19 protein-coding genes are annotated in these 17,978 nt (G+C 45.1%); 16 read left to right on the top strand and 3 right to left on the bottom strand.

What is annotated here, in order from left to right; translation table 11 throughout:
- Positions 1 to 32 precede the first annotated feature (32 nt).
- Both ACXHJ1_RS21405 and ACXHJ1_RS21400 read left to right on the top strand, forming a co-directional pair.
- Positions 33 to 1,013: an aldo/keto reductase gene (locus ACXHJ1_RS21405; protein WP_107734197.1), complete on the top strand. Its 981-nt coding sequence runs from the start codon at positions 33 to 35 to the stop codon at positions 1,011 to 1,013.
- 405 nt (positions 1,014 to 1,418) lie between these two features.
- Positions 1,419 to 2,342, top strand: coding sequence for an NAD(P)/FAD-dependent oxidoreductase (locus tag ACXHJ1_RS21400; protein ID WP_457905203.1), 924 nt, complete (start codon positions 1,419 to 1,421; stop codon positions 2,340 to 2,342).
- A gap of 10 nt (positions 2,343 to 2,352) precedes the next feature.
- Here ACXHJ1_RS21400 and ACXHJ1_RS21395 read toward each other — a convergent pair whose 3' ends face one another.
- Both ACXHJ1_RS21395 and ACXHJ1_RS21390 read right to left on the bottom strand, forming a co-directional pair.
- Positions 2,353 to 2,682: a hypothetical protein gene (locus tag ACXHJ1_RS21395; RefSeq protein ID WP_250247184.1), complete on the bottom strand. Its 330-nt coding sequence runs from the start codon at positions 2,680 to 2,682 to the stop codon at positions 2,353 to 2,355.
- Positions 2,683 to 2,825: 143 nt separating this feature from the next.
- Positions 2,826 to 3,146 carry a winged helix-turn-helix transcriptional regulator gene (locus ACXHJ1_RS21390; RefSeq protein ID WP_014599691.1) on the bottom strand — a complete coding sequence of 107 codons (321 nt, stop codon included), beginning with the start codon at positions 3,144 to 3,146 and terminating at the stop codon, positions 2,826 to 2,828.
- A 291-nt stretch (positions 3,147 to 3,437) separates the two neighbouring features.
- Here ACXHJ1_RS21390 and zwf point away from each other — a divergent pair, with 291 nt between their 5' ends.
- From zwf to ACXHJ1_RS21350, 8 genes are all read left to right on the top strand, one after another.
- A complete protein-coding gene (gene zwf, locus ACXHJ1_RS21385) occupies positions 3,438 to 4,940 on the top strand; it encodes a glucose-6-phosphate dehydrogenase (RefSeq protein WP_016821052.1) in 1,503 nt (500 codons plus the stop codon).
- Positions 4,941 to 4,997: 57 nt separating this feature from the next.
- Positions 4,998 to 5,891, top strand: coding sequence for a phosphogluconate dehydrogenase (NAD(+)-dependent, decarboxylating) (gene gnd, locus ACXHJ1_RS21380; protein WP_016821053.1), 894 nt, complete (start codon positions 4,998 to 5,000; stop codon positions 5,889 to 5,891).
- A gap of 157 nt (positions 5,892 to 6,048) precedes the next feature.
- A complete protein-coding gene (locus ACXHJ1_RS21375) occupies positions 6,049 to 6,723 on the top strand; it encodes an SOS response-associated peptidase (protein WP_017428335.1) in 675 nt (224 codons plus the stop codon).
- Positions 6,724 to 7,107: 384 nt separating this feature from the next.
- Positions 7,108 to 8,316, top strand: a complete 1,209-nt coding sequence (locus tag ACXHJ1_RS21370; RefSeq protein ID WP_017428336.1) for an MFS transporter — start codon at positions 7,108 to 7,110, stop codon at positions 8,314 to 8,316.
- Between the two features lie 55 nt (positions 8,317 to 8,371).
- Positions 8,372 to 8,818 (top strand): OsmC family protein, encoded by a 447-nt coding sequence (locus ACXHJ1_RS21365; protein ID WP_019687051.1) that lies wholly within the window; start codon positions 8,372 to 8,374, stop codon positions 8,816 to 8,818.
- A 69-nt stretch (positions 8,819 to 8,887) separates the two neighbouring features.
- On the top strand, positions 8,888 to 9,973 hold the full coding sequence (locus tag ACXHJ1_RS21360; protein ID WP_457905202.1) for a lactonase family protein: 1,086 nt from the start codon (positions 8,888 to 8,890) through the stop codon (positions 9,971 to 9,973).
- A gap of 511 nt (positions 9,974 to 10,484) precedes the next feature.
- Positions 10,485 to 10,640 (top strand): hypothetical protein, encoded by a 156-nt coding sequence (locus tag ACXHJ1_RS21355; RefSeq protein ID WP_013370850.1) that lies wholly within the window; start codon positions 10,485 to 10,487, stop codon positions 10,638 to 10,640.
- Between the two features lie 174 nt (positions 10,641 to 10,814).
- On the top strand, positions 10,815 to 11,324 hold the full coding sequence (locus tag ACXHJ1_RS21350) for a hypothetical protein (protein WP_019687054.1): 510 nt from the start codon (positions 10,815 to 10,817) through the stop codon (positions 11,322 to 11,324).
- Positions 11,325 to 11,464: 140 nt separating this feature from the next.
- Here ACXHJ1_RS21350 and ACXHJ1_RS21345 read toward each other — a convergent pair whose 3' ends face one another.
- Positions 11,465 to 12,091 carry an FMN-dependent NADH-azoreductase gene (locus tag ACXHJ1_RS21345; protein ID WP_031463358.1) on the bottom strand — a complete coding sequence of 209 codons (627 nt, stop codon included), beginning with the start codon at positions 12,089 to 12,091 and terminating at the stop codon, positions 11,465 to 11,467.
- Between the two features lie 239 nt (positions 12,092 to 12,330).
- Here ACXHJ1_RS21345 and murI point away from each other — a divergent pair, with 239 nt between their 5' ends.
- From murI to ACXHJ1_RS21315, 6 genes are all read left to right on the top strand, one after another.
- Positions 12,331 to 13,185, top strand: a complete 855-nt coding sequence (murI, locus tag ACXHJ1_RS21340) for a glutamate racemase (RefSeq protein WP_045243833.1) — start codon at positions 12,331 to 12,333, stop codon at positions 13,183 to 13,185.
- Positions 13,186 to 13,345: 160 nt separating this feature from the next.
- Positions 13,346 to 14,140, top strand: coding sequence for an aminoglycoside phosphotransferase family protein (locus tag ACXHJ1_RS21335; protein ID WP_457905201.1), 795 nt, complete (start codon positions 13,346 to 13,348; stop codon positions 14,138 to 14,140).
- 14 nt (positions 14,141 to 14,154) lie between these two features.
- Complete coding sequence (gene fosB, locus ACXHJ1_RS21330; RefSeq protein WP_457905200.1) at positions 14,155 to 14,580, top strand: metallothiol transferase FosB; 426 nt, start codon at positions 14,155 to 14,157, stop codon at positions 14,578 to 14,580.
- A gap of 64 nt (positions 14,581 to 14,644) precedes the next feature.
- Complete coding sequence (locus ACXHJ1_RS21325; protein WP_019687056.1) at positions 14,645 to 16,039, top strand: MATE family efflux transporter; 1,395 nt, start codon at positions 14,645 to 14,647, stop codon at positions 16,037 to 16,039.
- 193 nt (positions 16,040 to 16,232) lie between these two features.
- On the top strand, positions 16,233 to 17,213 hold the full coding sequence (locus ACXHJ1_RS21320) for a S8 family peptidase (RefSeq protein WP_457905199.1): 981 nt from the start codon (positions 16,233 to 16,235) through the stop codon (positions 17,211 to 17,213).
- A 147-nt stretch (positions 17,214 to 17,360) separates the two neighbouring features.
- Complete coding sequence (locus ACXHJ1_RS21315) at positions 17,361 to 17,846, top strand: tetratricopeptide repeat protein (protein WP_031463360.1); 486 nt, start codon at positions 17,361 to 17,363, stop codon at positions 17,844 to 17,846.
- Positions 17,847 to 17,978: the final 132 nt, after the last annotated feature.

The following is a 17,978-nucleotide window of genomic DNA, read 5'->3' as shown; positions in this document are numbered from 1 at the left end:
ATCATTTAATTTAATAGAAAGGCGTGAATCTTTTGAAGAAAAGAATGCTAGGCAAAAGCGGCTTGGAGGTTTCGGCACTTGGACTAGGCTGCATGGGTATGTCCGATTTTTACAGTGGTCGTGACAAAACAGAATCGATCCGTACACTGCACGGTTCTATCGAACTGGGTATAAATTTTCTGGACACGGCGGATATGTATGGCGTAGGTGATAACGAAGAGCTCATCGGCAAAGCCTTGAAAGGGCTGCGTAGCAAAGTCATTCTGGGAACAAAATTCGGAGTTGTGCGAAGCGATGACGGGGCAAATCTTGGCGTGAATGGTCGTCCCGAATATGTTAAAGCGGCTTGCGACGCCAGTCTTCGCCGACTTGGCACAGACTACATCGATTTGTACTATCAACATCGGATCGATCCTGATACTCCTATTGAAGAAACGGTTGGTGCCATGTCCGAACTGGTACGTGAGGGCAAAGTCCGTCATATTGGGTTGTCTGAGGCCTCCGTGGCAACTATTCGGCGCGCACATGCGGTACATCCCATTACTGCTTTGCAGTCGGAGTATTCGCTCTGGAGTCGCGATGTAGAAGATGACATTTTGGCAGTATGTCGCGAGCTCGGGATTGGTTTTGTCGCCTTCAGTCCGCTCGGGTACGGATTTCTAACAGGTCAAATCCAAAAGTTCGAAGATCTAGCGGAAGACGATGCCAGAAGGTTCTCGCCCCGTTTTCAGGGGGAGAATTTCATCAAGAATCTGAATCTCGTAAAGCTTATTGAAGAAATAGCCACCGAGAAAGGCATTAAGCCCTCCCAATTGGCATTAGCTTGGCTAATGGCACAAGGAAACGACATTGTTCCAATTCCAGGAACGAAACGTAGAAAGTACTTGGAGGAAAATGCCAGTGCTACAGAAATAATGCTTACACAAGAAGATTTGAAGCGAATCGATGAAGCAGTTCCTAAGGGAGCTGCATTCGGAGCTGCTCATCTGGATATGAGCGCTCTTGATGCTTAATCTTACTGTTCACAAACAATTGGTAATATTGGGATGAGCTATAATAGAAAGTATGACCATTATCAAGCCCAAGGGGCCTGTTAATGGTTTATAACTTCTTAACTCTAGAGTTTGAGAAAGAGCTATAGCAGAGATATTAAAAGGTATTGGCCATTTTTATAAACAATGATCACAATAGTATAATGATTCAGATTCGACCTGAGAACAGCACTGCAGATAATCCTCAGTGCTGTTTGCCATTCCATTTTTTAAGGAGTGTGACCTTTGGAATACATAGAGCACGAGGTTAATTCATCCGTAAGTGGGTGATATTATGTTTGAAATTGGATGAGAAGTTTACATAAGTGTGATTGCTTTTTTTGCAGATGTTTAGCATTTGCGCGTATTTGAAGGAGGAATTAGGACATGAACTACGATTGCATTATTGTCGGTGGGGGAATTGCCGGATTGCAAGCAGCCATTCAATTGGGTAGATACAGCAGTCATCGGGTGCTGGTGATCGATTCGGGCTATGGTCGATCTACGCTGTGCCATCAGTATCATAATATTTTGGGCTTTCCTGACGGGATTTCTGGTGAAGAGCTACGACGGCTTGGACGTAGTGAAGCCACGAAGCTAGGCACTGAATTTGTTGATGGTAAGGCGATTAAAGCGACCAAGAGAGATGAGCTTTTTGGCATTGAAATGGAGACAGGGTCAGTTTATACGTCAAAAACGCTGTTATTGGCCACAGGGCTGACGGACCGTTTTCCAAAGCTGGAAGGGCTACAAGCCTGCTTGGGGAACAGTGTATATGTGTGCCCGGACTGTGACGGGTATGAGGTCCAGGATCGCAGTACAGTCGTCATGGGGGCGGGCAAAGCGGGAGCTTCCATGGCCTTGATTTTGTCAGCACGTACCGATCATCTTGTCTATGTCAATCATGAGCGTTCAGAGGTACCGGAGGAGCTGATTGTGAAGCTGCGGGAAAAAGGGATTGAATATAAGGAAGCAACCATTTCTGAGATTATCACGGGACAACCGGGCTGTTTTGAAGGAGTGCGGCTGGCTGATGGACAAGTGGTTCGAGCAGAGCGGGGCTTCTTAGCCTTTGGAAACAACCATGTTCATTCAGAGTTGGCGGAGCAACTGGGTGTACATCTGCTGCATAACAAGCATATTGAGACGCATCCTCGCAGCAAAATGACAAACGTGGAAAATGTATGGGTGGCCGGAGACTTAGGGGCTCATGCCGAGCAAGCGACGGTTGCAATGGGAGAAGGAGCTATGTCAGCGATCTGGATACACAAGGTATTATCCGGTATGAAAACAAAAATACCGCAACTCTGAGAGCTGCGGTTTAGAACGATGGGCGTGTACTTGGTTGAAGATGAGGCTCGAAGCGTCTTAGTTGATCGCTCATGCCATACTTGCGTAAAATTTCCGTCTGTTTGTTACCGATGAGATCAAAATGAGGATAGGGCTGACGCTGATGTATATACTGGGGGTCCAATCCGTTGAGCTTGCACCATGAGCGTAGCTTATTCAAGTCAGAACAGCCCACCTTGGTGACAGTTGTAATGCCTGGAAAGCGGTCATCCAGCCAATAATGCGTTAGAAAAGCAATCTCGCCACGGCTGACCTCTCTTTTCCAGGTCAGTAGTTCCTGTCGGGTGATGCCAAATGCCATCGGTCTCATCCTTTCCTGGCTCATTACTGAAATCATGAGCTATTGCGTGGTTGTCCCATTATTTTCGTCCTATTGCTTGTATTATGATCCACATGGAGTAACACAATAACAGGAGAGCGTGTTTGGCGATCTCCTGTTAGCGGTTAGAGCCATCTTTCGGCCCAGCTCTCCACACCATTCAATGCATCACCTAGCTCTTTACCCTTACGTGTCAGCGAATATTCGGTACGCACAGGCCGCTCTGTGATGACATTGCGAAGGATTAGGCCGGAAAGCTCTAGTTCCTTGATGCGCTCGTTGAGCATGCGTTTGCTAAGATCAGGTATGGAGACTTGAATTTCACTAAATCGTTTGGGATGTTCCATCAAAGTATGAATGATGAGAGCGGTCCATTTTTTGCTGATGATCTGAAAGGACTGTTCCACCTTACCGCACAAAAGCTTAGGCTGCCTGTCGTCGCTCATCTGAATCCCCTCAATTTCATTGTTGTTTTAAACAGTATACTAAAAGTAACTCTGTATACCAATAGTAACTATAATGCATTGTATCAACTGTGACAATTTTAACAGTTTTTTCTCTTTCCTATCGTCAATCATACCACAGAAAACGTTATCATTACAGGATATATCGAATGTTCACGATTTCGCTAAAATTTGATTGACTTGCCCCTTATTTTGGGTGTATTATGGGTTACGTTAATTCCTCAGGTAACTTTTAATAACCTCATCTTTTATAATGGGAAGAAGGAATATTTCATGGATTCAATGACATTTGTCTTATTTGGAGCGACAGGGGATTTGGCCAAACGCAAAATTTACCCTGCCTTGTATAATTTGTTTGTAGAAGGTAAAATTCCGGCTTCCTTTTCTGTAATTGGGATGGGGCGTCGTGAAGTGGCAGACGAGCAATTTCAAAGTAATGTAGAGCAATCCATTAAGGATTTTTCCAGACATGTGAATGAAGACCGTGCACAGATGGATCAGTTCTTAAGTGCTTTCCGTTACAGCGCATTGAACGTTAACCACCCGGAAGATTATAAAAAGCTGCTACAGCTTGCTGAGCAACGTGAAAATGACTTGGGAATTCCGGGGAACCGCATGTTTTATTTATCGGTGGCACCGGAATTTTTTGATGTGATTGCCCACAATATTCGGGAAAGTGGTTTAGCTGAAACAAAGGGTTGGAAACGACTCATTATTGAAAAACCATTTGGGCATGATTTGGAATCGGCACGTGAGCTGAATGATCGCCTGAGCAGAACCTTTGCTGAGGATGAGATTTATCGTATTGACCATTACTTAGGTAAGCCCATGGTTCAAAACCTGGAAGCCTTGAAATTTGCTAATCCATTGCTTCAAGGGATATGGAACAACCAGTACATTGCCAATGTGCAAATTACCGCATCTGAGACTGTAGGTGTAGAGGAGCGAGCAGGATACTACGATCACTCCGGTGCTATTCGTGATATGGTACAAAATCACATGCTGCAGGTGCTGATGATGACGGCGATGGACAAACCGGGACATATCACAGCTGACCAGGTGCGGGACGAGAAAAGTAAGGTGATGGACGCGCTTCGTGCCCTCGATCCTTCCGATATTAAATCCAACGTAGTTAGAGGACAATATACCGAAGGTGAAATCAACGGAAAAGCAGTTCCATCCTATAAAGAAGAGCCGGATATCGGACCTGATTCGCAAAATGATACGTTCATTTCAGCTCGTCTTTGGATTGATAATGAACAATGGTCGGGTGTGCCGTTCTATATTCGTACTGGCAAACGCATGAAAGAAAAATCCACTCGTATCGTCGTGGAATTTAAAAAGGACAACACAGATCCTTATGCTGCTCAAGGGCAGCCTACAGACCCGAACTTGCTGATCATCCATGTTAACCCGGATGAAAAGGTAACGCTACGTCTGAACAGTAGAGATCCGCTGAACAATGGCCAGCTGGAGACGGTTCTGATGAATTATCATTCTGAGGCCAAGGATGTTCCAGAAGCCTATGAACGCCTCATCTATGATGCGCTGCGCGGCGATTCTACCTTCTTTGCTCATTGGAACGAAGTGGAGCTGTCTTGGGTGTGGGTTCAACCTGTACTTGAAGCCTTTGCCCGTGGTGAAGTTCCGCTTCACACGTATGCGGCAGGCTCTTACGGTCCAGAAGCTTCAGATCAATTGTTGGAAGAGCAAGGCTTTACATGGTGGTTGGACGAAAAGTCCGAAAGCTCTGAAAAAGCAGTCGTTCGTGCTTAACCCAACATAAAAAAGTGTATACAAAATATATATTTGCTACGGCAGGAGGCCTTTATAATGCAAGTAGGATTAATTGGTTTGGGAAAAATGGGCTTGAATCTTGGAAAAAACCTGATCGATCACAAGCATGAAGTTGTGGCTTATGACGTCAACGCAGCTGCAATCCAAGAAATGAAGGAATATGGAGCTAAAGGTGCTTCTACTTTGGAAGAGCTTGTGCAAGCAACTCAATCCCCTAGAGTGCTGTGGATTATGGTTCCTCACCAAATTGTTGATTCTGTACTGGATCAGCTTCAACCGATGCTGTCCAAAGGAGATATCATTATCGAAGGCGGAAACTCTCATTACAAAGAGTCCATTGCTCGCCATGCCCGTCTGAAAGAATATGGTATTAGCTTCATGGATGCAGGAACTTCTGGCGGTATGGAAGGCGCACGCAACGGTGCTTGTTATATGATCGGTGGCGATCCAGAAGCTTGGGCAGTTGTTGAGCCCATTTTCCGCGATACAGCGGTGGAAAATGGATATCTGTATGCAGGTAAATCCGGTAGCGGACATTTTCTGAAAATGGTTCACAATGGTGTGGAATACGGCATGATGGCATCCATCGGTGAAGGCTTTGAAGTGCTGGAGAAAAGTAACTTTGACTTTGATTACGAACAAGTAGCGCGTGTGTGGAACAACGGTTCCGTTATCCGCTCTTGGCTGATGGGCTTGACAGAACGCGCATTTTCCAAAGATGCAAACCTGGACGAAATCCGTGGGGTTATGCACTCTTCCGGCGAAGGTAAATGGACAGTTGAGGAAGCACTGGATCTTCAGGCGGCAACTCCGGTCATTGCCTTGTCCTTGCTAATGCGCTACCGCTCGCTGGATGCCGATACATTCAATGGTAAAGTAGTTGCTGCGCTGCGTAATGAATTTGGCGGCCACGCCGTAGAAAAGAAGTAATAACGATATAAGTTAGTATCTATCCCCGTAGCTTCATGACTGCGGGGATATTGCTATATGTTTTTGAGTATCAGATTTTTGTGAAATTCTTCCTTATGCATATTTTTCCTTGTATATCCGCACAATAGGTAAAAAAAGGCGGAGGGATGAATTGCATATGTGCAAAAGATTTTCGTTATCGGCAGATTTGGATGAGGTCAGGGATCATTTTGGTATACAACGTGTCATGTATTATTATAAAACACGTTATAACATGAGTCCCACCCAGCATGTTCCAATCGTGCTGCATCAGGATGGAGAACGGGTGCTTGATGAATTTCGCTGGGGATTTATTCCCTATTGGGGTAAGGATTGTGTCAATGCAGACCTGAATACCGTTCGGGTAAATCCCAGTTATCGCAAGATGGCGGAAACCCGTCGCTGTATTATTCCGTGCAATGGATTTTATTATTGGCGAAAATTAGGAAAACGCATGTGTGCCGTCCGAGTGGTATTGCCGGAACAGAAAATGTTTGCGGTCGCGGGGCTATATGAGATATGGCAGGATAGCCGAAAGGAACCGTTACGCACCTGTACGATGATGACGGTTCAAGCTAATACGGATATACGTGAATTTGACAGCCGTATGCCCGCTATTTTGGAAGTAGACCAAATAGATTCATGGCTAGATCCGTCGCTCCAGAACATTGATGAGTTGCTGCCTTTATTGCGCACGTATGAGCAAGGTGATATGAGCATCTATCCGGTGACCCCGCTGGTGGCCAATGATGAACATGATAGTCGTGAATGCATTCAGGAAATGGATTTGCAGTGGTCCTGGATTAAACCTTAAATGTATGTTTGAAGATTTGTGTCTAATATTGATCATAAGCTTCCCGCCACCTGCATAGGTATGTAGTGGGGAACAAGCGTCATAATCCGGGGAGAGGGGAAACGGCCGAAGGAGTATCTCATATGGGATGGAGGCGATTGGAATGAGTAACGATACACTCATCCAGCTGCTGGTGCTCATGGTGACGATCATCGGTCTGGTCCAAAACCGGTAAGTGGCAGGTTCCAGAAGGCGGGAGAATTGCCGTAGGCAATCTTCCGTTTTTTTCTGCGTTAAAATGCTCGCGGATTGAGGAAGCTTGCGGTACAATAGAGGCTGGACTACAGGTGACAAGACACCTGAATATACGTCTACATACGATGCATTTTTAAGGGAGAGCGGATCATGAGTGAATTAACTTCATTACCACCAGCCAAAAAAAGGAAATTGCTGTTTAGCGCAGGACTTAGCTGGCTGTTTGATGCTATGGATGTGGGGCTGCTCTCATTTATAGTCGCAGCATTGGCTAAGGAGTGGCATCTCGGGTCAGAGCAGATTGGTCTGCTGACTGCAATGAATTCGATAGGAATGGTATTTGGGGCTGCTTTGGCAGGGATTTTGGCAGATCGTTACGGCAGACGCGCTATATTAGTGTGGACCCTGTTGATCTTTTCCATTGCCAGTGGCTTGTCTGCTTTGGCTACAGGTCTCGGTATGCTGCTGGTGCTGCGTTTTATTGCTGGCGCAGGCTTAGGTGGAGAATTGCCTGTTGCTTCGACACTGGTGTCAGAATCAGTGCCTGTGAAAGAACGAGGGAGAGCGGTTGTGCTGCTGGAAAGCTTCTGGGCGGCAGGTTGGATTCTTTCGGCTCTTATTGCCTATTTTGTTATTCCGAAATATGGTTGGCAGCTTGCCTTTATTCTCGGCGCAGTACCTGCCCTGTACGCTCTTTATTTGCGCAGAGCTATTGAGGATTCACCGCGATACAAACAGCAAAGCGTCAAACTTCCGTTACGTGCACGCTTGGCTGCGATTTGGTCAGGACCCCATCGCAAGTCTACGCTAATGCTGTGGATTTTATGGTTTACAGTTGTATTTTCATACTATGGCATGTTCCTGTGGCTGCCAAGCATAATGTTTATGAAAGGGTTTGAGCTGGTTAAAAGCTTTGAGTATGTCCTAATCATGACACTTGCACAATTACCAGGTTATTTTACCGCTGCCTATCTGATTGAAAAGCTGGGTCGCAAATTTGTACTAATTATCTACTTGTTGCTCACAGCAGTGTCCGCTATTTGGTTTGGAACTTCGGAAACGGCAGGGATGCTGCTGGCTGCTGGTATCTGCTTGTCCTTCTTTAATCTCGGTGCATGGGGCGCCATGTATGCTTATACCCCGGAGCTATACCCAACGTCTGCCCGTTCTACCGGTGTGGGTATGGCAGCTGCATTTGGCCGTATTGGGGGCGTAATCGGGCCTTTTGTGGTTGGTATACTCGTAGGACAAGGCATAGCGTTACCATCTATCTTTGCGATTTTCTTCGTAGCGATCCTGATCGGAGCAGTTGCTGTATGGTTGCTGGGTACCGAAACTAAAAATCAGGAGATTGACTAACCTTTACATTCACCTGTGTAAAGATTCATAATACAAGAGAGAGGAGTGACCTGAAATGGAGCATACCTTTCTGCTCAAGGCAGACTGGAACGGGGGGCGCAACAGCGACGGGCGTATTGAGGCCGGACAGTTGCGAACAGCGATTTCGATTCCGGCTGAGATGGGAGGCCCTGGTGTGGGCACCAATCCGGATGAAATGCTGCTCGGTGCAGCTGCTACCTGCTATCTGATTACTTTGGCGGCGATGATGGAGCGTGCCAGTCTCCCGGTGGTATCACTGGCACTGGAATCGGAAGGGATCGTCGATGTAACGAACAACATTTTTACATATCGCCGAATCGTGCATCGTCCGCGAGTTCTATTGTCCGTCGATGCAGCAGAATCACAAATCGAACAAGCATTGCGCCTTGCAGAGCAGGCTGAAACCTCATGCATGATCTCGCGTGCCGTAGCAGGAAATGTAGCATTGTCTACAGAGCCTGTGGTGGAGCGCGCCTCTTAAAGCAATATCTGTAACAGGAGCAATCATTCCAATTGCCCATCATTTTTTTAATCCAAGGAGGACACAACCATGACAGCACAACAAAAATTGCTCGTATTCGCAGGCTCTTACGCCGAATTGGAAGGTAACGGAGTTTATTCGTATACTTTTAATGAACAGACAGGAGCCCTGACACTACAGGATGAGTTCTCCGGCTTGAAAAATCCTACATTCCTAAATGTGGACGTTAAAAATCGGAAGCTGTATTCTATTGGCGAGACAACTTCCGCTGCAGGAGCGAAGGTAGGCGAAGCCTCTGCTTTTGAAATTGACCCGGTTAAAGGCACATTTACATTGCTAAATCGTGCGGAAAACGTAGGCTCCACAACTTGTCACATTCAGCGTGATCCATCCGATCGTTACCTGATTGTGGTCAGCTACCACGGAGGTATGGTAGGGCTGGTGTCTCTGACTGAGGACGGACGTATCGGTGAGTTGCTGGATGTTAAACAGCACGAGGGCAAAGGAGCGCATCCTGAGCGTCAGGATCGTCCACATCCACATTCCAGCTTCTTTAGCCCGGACGGCCGCTTCCTGTTCGTACAAGATCTTGGACTGGATCTGATCCGTATTTATACCATTGATGACAGCAAAGGGCAACTGGTGCTGCACGGTGAAACAAAAACCCATGCAGGTGCAGGTCCACGTCACTTGACGTTCCACCCGAACAGTAAATTTGCTTTTGTTATTAACGAAGTTGATTCTTCCATTACTTCTTTCGCATATGATGCAGAAGCTGGTAAGCTTACTGAACTGGAGAGTGTACCGACATTGCCGTCTGACTTTACTGACGAAAACACAACTGCAGAAATTGCGATCTCACAGGATGGAGCTTATCTTTACGGTTCCAACCGTGGACATGATAGCATCGTAGTGTACGCTGTAGACGCTGCAACAGGCAAGCTGAGTCTAGTGGAGCATGTATCTGCTGAAGGCGAGCATCCGCGTCATTTTGCTTTGACACCTAATGGTGATTATATGCTCGTGGCTAACCGCGACACCAACAATATTGTTACCTTCAAAGTGGACAAGGCAAGCGGTCGCTTGACTTACACAGGACAACAAGTAACTGTGTCCAAGCCTGTATGCGTACAGCCTTTTTACTTTTCCGTGTAAAAATAGGGCAAAAACATCAGAATTATTGAAGTAACGGTATGCGGCTCGTGACCGCTACGAGAAACGGACCAAACATAAAAATTTATTAGTAGAAACGGCTTGTAGGATAACTGCAGCCGTTTTTATTTTATACCCAGTCGTTCCAAATAGATCATTACCCACGGAAGTAATATAAAGTTTTAAGATCATAAATAAAATACGAATAATCTCGGTGGGAAAAGGGTACATATGTTATAAGCGGAACAGTTATCCCTTTTGCAATTTAGGACAAGCACTGTGGCTCCCATATATAAGGGTTGGAGCTTTGAAACGAAAAGATATATTTTAGTCTGAGTATTGGTATCAGTTTGTTAGATCGTTGTTGTTTTGGATAAATTCATGAAAGATGATAATGGCAAGGATAAGCTGAGTAACGAAGCGGGCAGTTGGATTTGGAGTAGCGATCGGAGAAACCATCTGTTTGCGCAGTGGGCTACACATTGCACGCATTCTTGAGGAGGATGGGATTCATATGAAAATAATCATTACACAAAAGGAAGCCGCCGACAAAGGAATCTGGACAGAGATTATGGGGATGTTTGCTGTAACCAAAGAGGACGAGGTATGGCAAAATGAAGAGTTTATTCTCACCGAGGAACAGGCACGTCAGGTGGGATTACTAAAATAACAAAGGTAAATTAGGACATGTCATCAAGTTTTAAGACCAAGTCTTAAAAAATCGTAACTTATTTTTTATGTATCTGATACACTTTTTAACCGTTCAAAGTTTATGATAGGTACACAAGGGTAATGAAGCTTACAGACACCGTGTACATACCCAAACGGCAAGGAGAGATCAGACATGATGAAATTAGCTTCGAAATGGACCGTATTGACTTTGATGATGATGCTGATTACGACGGCAGGGGCAACAGCGCAAGGCTACACACCTGTAGCAGCTGCTGAAAATCAGGAGACCGTATATATAAACCAAATGGACATTCGCGATGGACAAATTTATTTGTCAGCAGACCCGATTGAATGGTACGAAGGCGCAGCAGCAGACAAAGCATTTGTGGAGCATGAAGGAAATACAGGATTGGATGGAGCGCCGGATGGCTACTACATCGTAAACAATTCCGTACAAAATGACGTGTATCAGGTTGCACCAGATGCTACGGTAGAGGTGCAGATTTATGACCACACAGGGAATATAGAAGACACAGACGTGCAATGGAACGAATCCATTCCTTTGGCACAGTTTGAGAAGGATTTTGCTAAAAAGGATGTTCTGGACCTCAGCCAATTTCCATACCATGTTACGCTTCGTGACGGTAGGGTTGTAAAAATCGTGCAGCAGTTCATTCCTTAAATAGAGGTAAGCTCATACAGACACGTGCTTCTTACTTGATCACAGATCAGGGGAGCACGTGTTTTTGTATTTTGTAGCAAAAAAAAGAGGATTTCCATCCCGTAAAGGGTGCGGACATCCTCTTTTTTTCATATATATAATTAGAACGATTTTGCTGCGTCTACTGCACGTTGTACGGCAGAAGCAACGATCTCTTGTGCTTGGTCAGGAGCTTGGTTATGCCCTTCCAGTACAACCTTCACAATGTCTTTAACACCGAAGAAGGTTAAGATGTTGCTCATGAAGTTCAAAGACATTTCAGCAGCAGCAGCAGGCCCTTCGGAATAAACGCCGCCTCTTGCATTCAACAGGGCTACTTTAGTGTTAGTTACAAGACCTACAGGACCTTCAGCAGTGTATTTGAATGTTTTACCAGCTTGGTTCAGGTAGTCAATGTATGTGTGCAGTACAGCTGGAATCGTCATATTCCAGAGCGGGAAAGCAAATACGACTTTGTCTGCTGCCAAGAATTGATCCAGGTAACCATTAGCGATGTTTGCCAGGCGAGCTTCTTCTGCGTTCAGCTCCATGCCTCTCGCGGATTTGAACGTGCCGTTGATCATGTTAGCGTTCAGATAAGGAAGCTCGACGGAGAACAGGTCCAGCTCAGTGATTTCATCAGATGGGTGGGAAGACTTGTAGCTTTCCACGAATGCGTTATACAATTTAACTGTTGCAGATTCTTCAGCTGTACGATCATTAGCTTTGACAAATAATACTTTAGACATGATTTATTTCCCCCTAAGTAAGTTGAATAAGTAAGTTTAGTTAGTAAGTTACCACGTAATATTACAATATAAAGATAATATCTGTCAACACTTCTATATTAAATTTACTTTGAAAAGCTGCTTTATTTTTTACACTGTGAAATTTACGTGTTTCTTTTGCAAAATATCAGTTTTGCGGTAAAATTTAAATGTAAAGTCTAATGAAGAGTATGCTTGGATAGGCGAGGAAGGAAATGAACATGGTGCCATCAAGATTTAACACCATAGTTGAACGAAAAAAGGTGAGTAGCTTGAAGATAGGTTTTTTTGATTCGGGATTGGGTGGAATTACAGTATTGTCTGAGGCGCTAAGACGTTTGCCAAACGAAAATTTTGTTTACATGGCGGATACGCTTCATGTTCCTTATGGAACGAAAACACCCCAAGAGGTGCTTGGTTATGTCAAGGCTTCGGTGCAAACGATTCTAAAAGAGGATATTAAGGCATTGGTGATTGCCTGCAATACGGCTACAAGTATCGCGGTGGCGGAGCTAAGGAAGGAATATAAATTTCCGATTATCGGAATGGAACCAGCCGTGAAGCCAGCGGTCGAGATGAACCGAGCCAATGGTAAAAGAGTTCTGGTGCTGGCGACACCGTTGACATTAAAACAATCCGGTTATGCGGCACTGGTATCCAGAGTTGACGATCACGGAAGTGTGGACTCATTGCCTTTGCCGGAGCTCGTACAATATTGCGAACAGTTGAATTTTGACCGTACGGAATTGTTCAATTATTTTAACCATAAGCTGTCTTCGTTTAACTTAGACGTCTATGGTACGGTCGTATTGGGATGTACACATTATCCATTTTATAAGGAAATTTTGAGAGAACTGCTGCCTTCTCATATTCAGCTCATTGATGGGAGCCAGGGAACGGTCAAACGCTTGAAACAGGTGCTGTCCGAGCGTAATTTACTGGCAGCTCCGTTGACAACGGGCCAATTGCAGGAGGGACATGTCACTTTTCTATGTACCAGTCAGGATAAGGCCTATGTCCATAAGATGGAGCGGGCGCTTGAAATCTATGCGGAGCATGAAAAAATATATTTGTAAGAAAAGAATGGCTGGCGAACAGGTGGGCTAGATTAGCAATCCGAAGCGCCAGCCGCATTATTTGTCGTATTATTTATGGATCAGATGCATAGGGAGGTTTTACAGGGACATTCAATTTATCCTGAATGAGCTGTATGAAGCAGGCGTGCTTGAAAGCCATATGCAAAATCTCAAACCGCTGACTGGCGGAACTTCGAGTGAAGTGGTTGTTGTCATGGACGGTACCAGACCACGATATGTCATTAAGCAAAATGATCCCGCGATTGTAAAAGCCGAGGCAGAATTTTTGCTTACCTATGCACAGATTGAGAAGCTATCTCGAGTGATTTATGTAGATTCCCTGCATCGTTATTTGGTATATGCGTTCAAGCCAGGGTTCACTAGGCAATATAGTGAAAGAAATAAGGATGATTTGCTGCTCAGTCTGGCGACAGAGGTCATTGCACACTACAAATCCCTTCGAGAGGAACACAAGTATGGTTATTCGGATCATCCGTTTGTGGAATGGAGAGATTTTTTGCTCCACAGAACGAAAGAATCCGAAAAGATTATACAAGACGTCTTACCCTTAGAAAATCATCGGTTCATCCACACTCTTGTGGCCGGATCACCGCAACGGAATATTAAATATTTGCTTCATGGCGATTTCGGAGTACATAATTTTGTGTTTGCCGAAAATGGTACATTGACAGGTATTATTGACCCTGATCCAGTGGTGGGAGAACCTCTGTATGATTTGATATATGCCTTTTGTTCTTCACCGGATAGGCTGACCATCGATACCATTTTGCCGGCAGTAGATAAGCTTAGTCCAGAGATGACAGGGGAATATGAGCTGAACAGGGAAGTGCTACAGGGATTATACTTTCGTATAGCTACCTGCATTCGCCATCATCCGGAAGATCTAGACCAATATACAGAAGCATGGAATTACTGGCTGAACAGGGTTCGCTGAAAGGAATAGGAAGCATGAGCATACAAGGATGGAATCACATTTGCTTTTCGGTGTCTAATTTGGAGAAGTCTATACAATTCTATCAAAATGTACTAGATGGAAAACTGCTCGTTAAAGGACGCAAGCTGGCTTATCTGGATTGCCTGGGAATGTGGTTGGCTCTCAATGTGGAAGAGGATATTCCTAGAAATGAAATTCATCATTCCTACACGCATATTGCATTTTCAGTAGCGGAAGCGGATTTTGAAAGTATGCTTAACAAGCTGAAAACTCTTAATGTCCCTATTCTGCCCGGACGGGAGCGAAATGAACAGGATAAAAGATCAGTCTATTTTACAGATCCAGACGGACACAAGTTCGAATTCCACACAGGACAATTGCAGGACCGCTTGGGATATTATAAAAATGATAAAAAACATATGACTTTTTCGAATAAGTAAGCGTTATCAAAAAATGTATGAGTAAATTTGGATTTACATACGGAAGCGGGAGGAATACAGAAGTATGTCATTGTCGCAGGAAAGTGGCTCCAAGCAAGCGCAGGCCGTTAAAACGATGACGGTTTTCGCGATTACTTGGCCGATCTTCATAGAAATGCTATTTCATATTTTAATGGGTAGCGTGGATACGTTCATGCTTAGCCATGTTTCAGATGAGGTTGTATCGGCTGTTGGTGTATCCAGACAGTTAATTGAATTTACGATTATACTCTTCAATCTGCTTGGTCTTGGAGTAGGTGTGATCATTGCTCAGTTATTAGGTGCGCAAAAGCATGTGGACGCAAGCCGTGTTACCGCATCGGCACTAACCTTTAATCTGGTATTTGGCCTGGCGCTGAGTTTGATGTTTATCGTGAGCCGGGATTTTTTACTATCCTTCTATCATATTACTCCGACCATTAAGGAAAATGCAGAAATCTATATGATGCTGGCAGGGGGTTCGCTGTTTTTGGAAGCCCTTATGCTAACCGCAGGGCCGGTCATTCGCTCGCATGGTTTTACCAAAGATACGATGATCGTAGGCATTGGTATGAATATATTGCATGTTGTGGGAAATGCATTGCTCATATACGGCTGGTTTGGTCTGCCGCAAATGGGAGTGGCGGGAGCAGCGATTTCAACGGTTATTAGCCGCGTCGTCGCATGTGTGTGGATTTTTATCCTGCTGTACAAACGTGTAAGTGCGCCGATTCGTATCCAATATTATGTACAGCTTCAATGGAGCAAGCTGGTGGCGATTCTGAAAATTGGTATTCCTGCCGGGCTGGAATGGCTTTCTTATCAGCTTAGTCAAATGATGGTGACCCGATTTGTCAGCTTTATGGGTACAACAGCGATTGCAACTCATTTCTATACGAATACGATTGTGTATTTTTTTATGGTATTTGGGATGGCCGTCGGCGAGGGAACCGAAATTATTGTGGCTCGCCTGATTGGAGCAGGAGACAAGGAAAAAGCATATCATCAACTTTTACGAAGCCTGAAATGGTCACTAGTCATTACGATTGCTGTGATCGTGGCTGTATCCTTTTTCCGATATGAAGTGATGGCAATCTTTACGGACGAGCCAGCGATCATTCAATTAGGGGCAGCGATTTTGTTGTTCTGTATATTGCTGGAGCCGGGCCGTGTGTTCAATCACGTGGTCATTAACTCCCTGCGAGCAGCAGGAGATGTTCAGTTCCCCTTAATGATGGCCATTATTTCAATGTGGGGGATCAAAATCCCGCTAGCATATGTGCTAGGCATTCATATGGGATATGGTGTGCTGGGTGTGTGGATAGCACATGCATGCGATGAATGGGTACGAGGTATTTTTCACTATTTACGCTGGAAAGGCCGAAAATGGCAGCACAAATCGTTGTTATCTAAAGCTGAGCTACAAGCGGAATCAATCTAAGGCTCATAGAGGGACTTGAGCAGACATTTCCCAATTGATTTGGTTGATGTCTGTTTTTTTTGCAAAAATAAGCAAATTGGGATGTTCAAACTTTTCAAAAATTGCTAGAATATAGTAACCTCGAATGCAGTAGAGGTTTTCAAAGTTTCAAAGACGGATGGTTTCCAATTGAATCCATGAAGGAGGGAATAAGATGGAACGTAAAGTGCATATCATTCCTTACCAAGTGATCAAGCAGGAGCAACAAGTGAATGAAATACCGCGAGGGGTGGAGATGATCCAGGCACCTGCGGTATGGAACCAGACTCGAGGCCGAGGAGTAAAGGTGGCGGTGCTGGACACGGGCTGTGATGCGGACCATCCGGATCTGAAGGCACGCATTATTGGTGGCCGCAATTTCACGGATGATGATGAAGGTGATCCGGAAAATTTCAAGGATTACAACGGTCACGGTACACATGTGGCAGGAACCATTGCGGCAGCGCAAAATGAGAATGGTGTCGTAGGTGTCGCCCCAGAGGCAGATCTGCTCATCATCAAAGTGCTAAACAAGCAGGGCTCCGGTCAATATGACTGGATTATCCAAGGTATCTATTATGCAATTGAGCAAAAGGCAGACATCATCTCAATGTCGCTTGGTGGCCCTGAGGATGTGCCTAAGCTTCATGAAGCAGTAAAAAAGGCTGTAGCCAGCCAAATCCTGGTCATCTGTGCAGCTGGAAATGAGGGAGACGGTGACGACAGAACGGACGAGCTCGGCTACCCTGGCTGCTATAATGAAGTGATCAGCGTAGGTGCTATCAACTTTGACAGACACGCCTCAGAGTTCAGTAATTCTAATAATGAGGTGGATTTGGTTGCACCAGGAGAAGATATTTTGTCCACAGTTCCGGGCGGGAAATATGCGACCTTTAGCGGAACATCGATGGCTACTCCGCACGTAGCAGGTGCATTGGCGTTGATTAAGCAGCTGGCGAATGCGAGCTTTGAGCGTGATCTCACCGAACCGGAATTATACGCCCAACTCATCAAACGCACAATTCCACTCGGCAATTCTCCTAAGATGGAGGGCAACGGCCTGCTGTACTTGACAGCAGTGGAGGAGCTTTCCCGTATTTTCAACACGCAACGTGTAGCGGGAATATTGAGTACAGCATCATTAAAGGTTAAATAAGTCGTAACAACGGACTATAACGACTCTCCTAAGCGGAGAGTCTTTTTGTGCGCTTCATTATATTTGAGAATCTCCATTTACATCGTATTCAAATGTCGGGTAACATGTATCTCAAGGAAATAGTCAAGAAAAAAGTGGGGAATTAGCATGGAACAAATGATTGCAAAAGTCAGCGATCTAAGACGTACAGGACAGGCAATGGAAGCACGTGAGCTTTTATTAGAGGCCCTTGAGCAGGAGCCGAAAGAAGCGGAGTTATGGTATCAGACAGCCTGGACGCACGACGTATTGGGCATGGAAAGGGAGGCGGTTCCCTTTTATGAAAAAAGCCTAGGTATGGCACTAGCCGCAGATTCCAGGAGAGGAGCCATCCTAGGATTAAGCAGTACATATCGTGTATTAGGGGATTACGCCAAGGCGAAAGCGTGGTTGGACACAGGAATGAACGAATTTCCGGATTACAGACCGTTTCGGGTATTCTACGCTATGGTGTTATATAATCTGGGGGAACACGGGAAGGCCATGAAGGGGCTGCTCATGGAGTTGGCTGAAACGACCGCAGACATAACATTACAGGAGTACTCCCGTGCCATTCAATATTATGCTGATAAGTTAGACCAGATCGAGGAATAAGTAGGCCGGAGTGAGAGCATAAGCGGCATTGTGTATATATGTTTCCTACATAAAAAGATCACAGTCAGAGAGCAGGAAGCCTCTTTTTCTAACTGTGATCTTTTGCTTTTTATTGTCTAGCTGTAGGGGCCT

Source organism: Paenibacillus sp. ALE2, from assembly GCF_054113385.1.
This window is presented reverse-complemented; position numbering and strand designations above follow the sequence as displayed.

Bases quoted from the DNA above. Each gene is read 5' to 3' on its own strand.
- ACXHJ1_RS21320 (WP_457905199.1), top strand. From the start codon at position 16,233: ATGGAACGTAAAGTGCATATCATTCCTTACCAAGTGATCAAGCAGGAG.
- ACXHJ1_RS21345 (WP_031463358.1), bottom strand. From the start codon at position 12,091: ATGTCTAAAGTATTATTTGTCAAAGCTAATGATCGTACAGCTGAAGAA.
- ACXHJ1_RS21335 (WP_457905201.1), top strand. From the start codon at position 13,346: ATGCAAAATCTCAAACCGCTGACTGGCGGAACTTCGAGTGAAGTGGTT.
- ACXHJ1_RS21325 (WP_019687056.1), top strand. From the start codon at position 14,645: ATGTCATTGTCGCAGGAAAGTGGCTCCAAGCAAGCGCAGGCCGTTAAA.
- ACXHJ1_RS21370 (WP_017428336.1), top strand. From the start codon at position 7,108: ATGAGTGAATTAACTTCATTACCACCAGCCAAAAAAAGGAAATTGCTG.
- ACXHJ1_RS21365 (WP_019687051.1), top strand. From the start codon at position 8,372: ATGGAGCATACCTTTCTGCTCAAGGCAGACTGGAACGGGGGGCGCAAC.
- ACXHJ1_RS21360 (WP_457905202.1), top strand. From the start codon at position 8,888: ATGACAGCACAACAAAAATTGCTCGTATTCGCAGGCTCTTACGCCGAA.
- ACXHJ1_RS21355 (WP_013370850.1), top strand. From the start codon at position 10,485: ATGAAAATAATCATTACACAAAAGGAAGCCGCCGACAAAGGAATCTGG.
- ACXHJ1_RS21395 (WP_250247184.1), bottom strand. From the start codon at position 2,682: ATGGCATTTGGCATCACCCGACAGGAACTACTGACCTGGAAAAGAGAG.
- ACXHJ1_RS21390 (WP_014599691.1), bottom strand. From the start codon at position 3,146: ATGAGCGACGACAGGCAGCCTAAGCTTTTGTGCGGTAAGGTGGAACAG.
- ACXHJ1_RS21315 (WP_031463360.1), top strand. From the start codon at position 17,361: ATGGAACAAATGATTGCAAAAGTCAGCGATCTAAGACGTACAGGACAG.
- zwf (WP_016821052.1), top strand. From the start codon at position 3,438: ATGGATTCAATGACATTTGTCTTATTTGGAGCGACAGGGGATTTGGCC.
- murI (WP_045243833.1), top strand. From the start codon at position 12,331: ATGGTGCCATCAAGATTTAACACCATAGTTGAACGAAAAAAGGTGAGT.
- ACXHJ1_RS21400 (WP_457905203.1), top strand. From the start codon at position 1,419: ATGAACTACGATTGCATTATTGTCGGTGGGGGAATTGCCGGATTGCAA.
- fosB (WP_457905200.1), top strand. From the start codon at position 14,155: ATGAGCATACAAGGATGGAATCACATTTGCTTTTCGGTGTCTAATTTG.
- ACXHJ1_RS21350 (WP_019687054.1), top strand. From the start codon at position 10,815: ATGATGAAATTAGCTTCGAAATGGACCGTATTGACTTTGATGATGATG.
- gnd (WP_016821053.1), top strand. From the start codon at position 4,998: ATGCAAGTAGGATTAATTGGTTTGGGAAAAATGGGCTTGAATCTTGGA.
- ACXHJ1_RS21375 (WP_017428335.1), top strand. From the start codon at position 6,049: ATGTGCAAAAGATTTTCGTTATCGGCAGATTTGGATGAGGTCAGGGAT.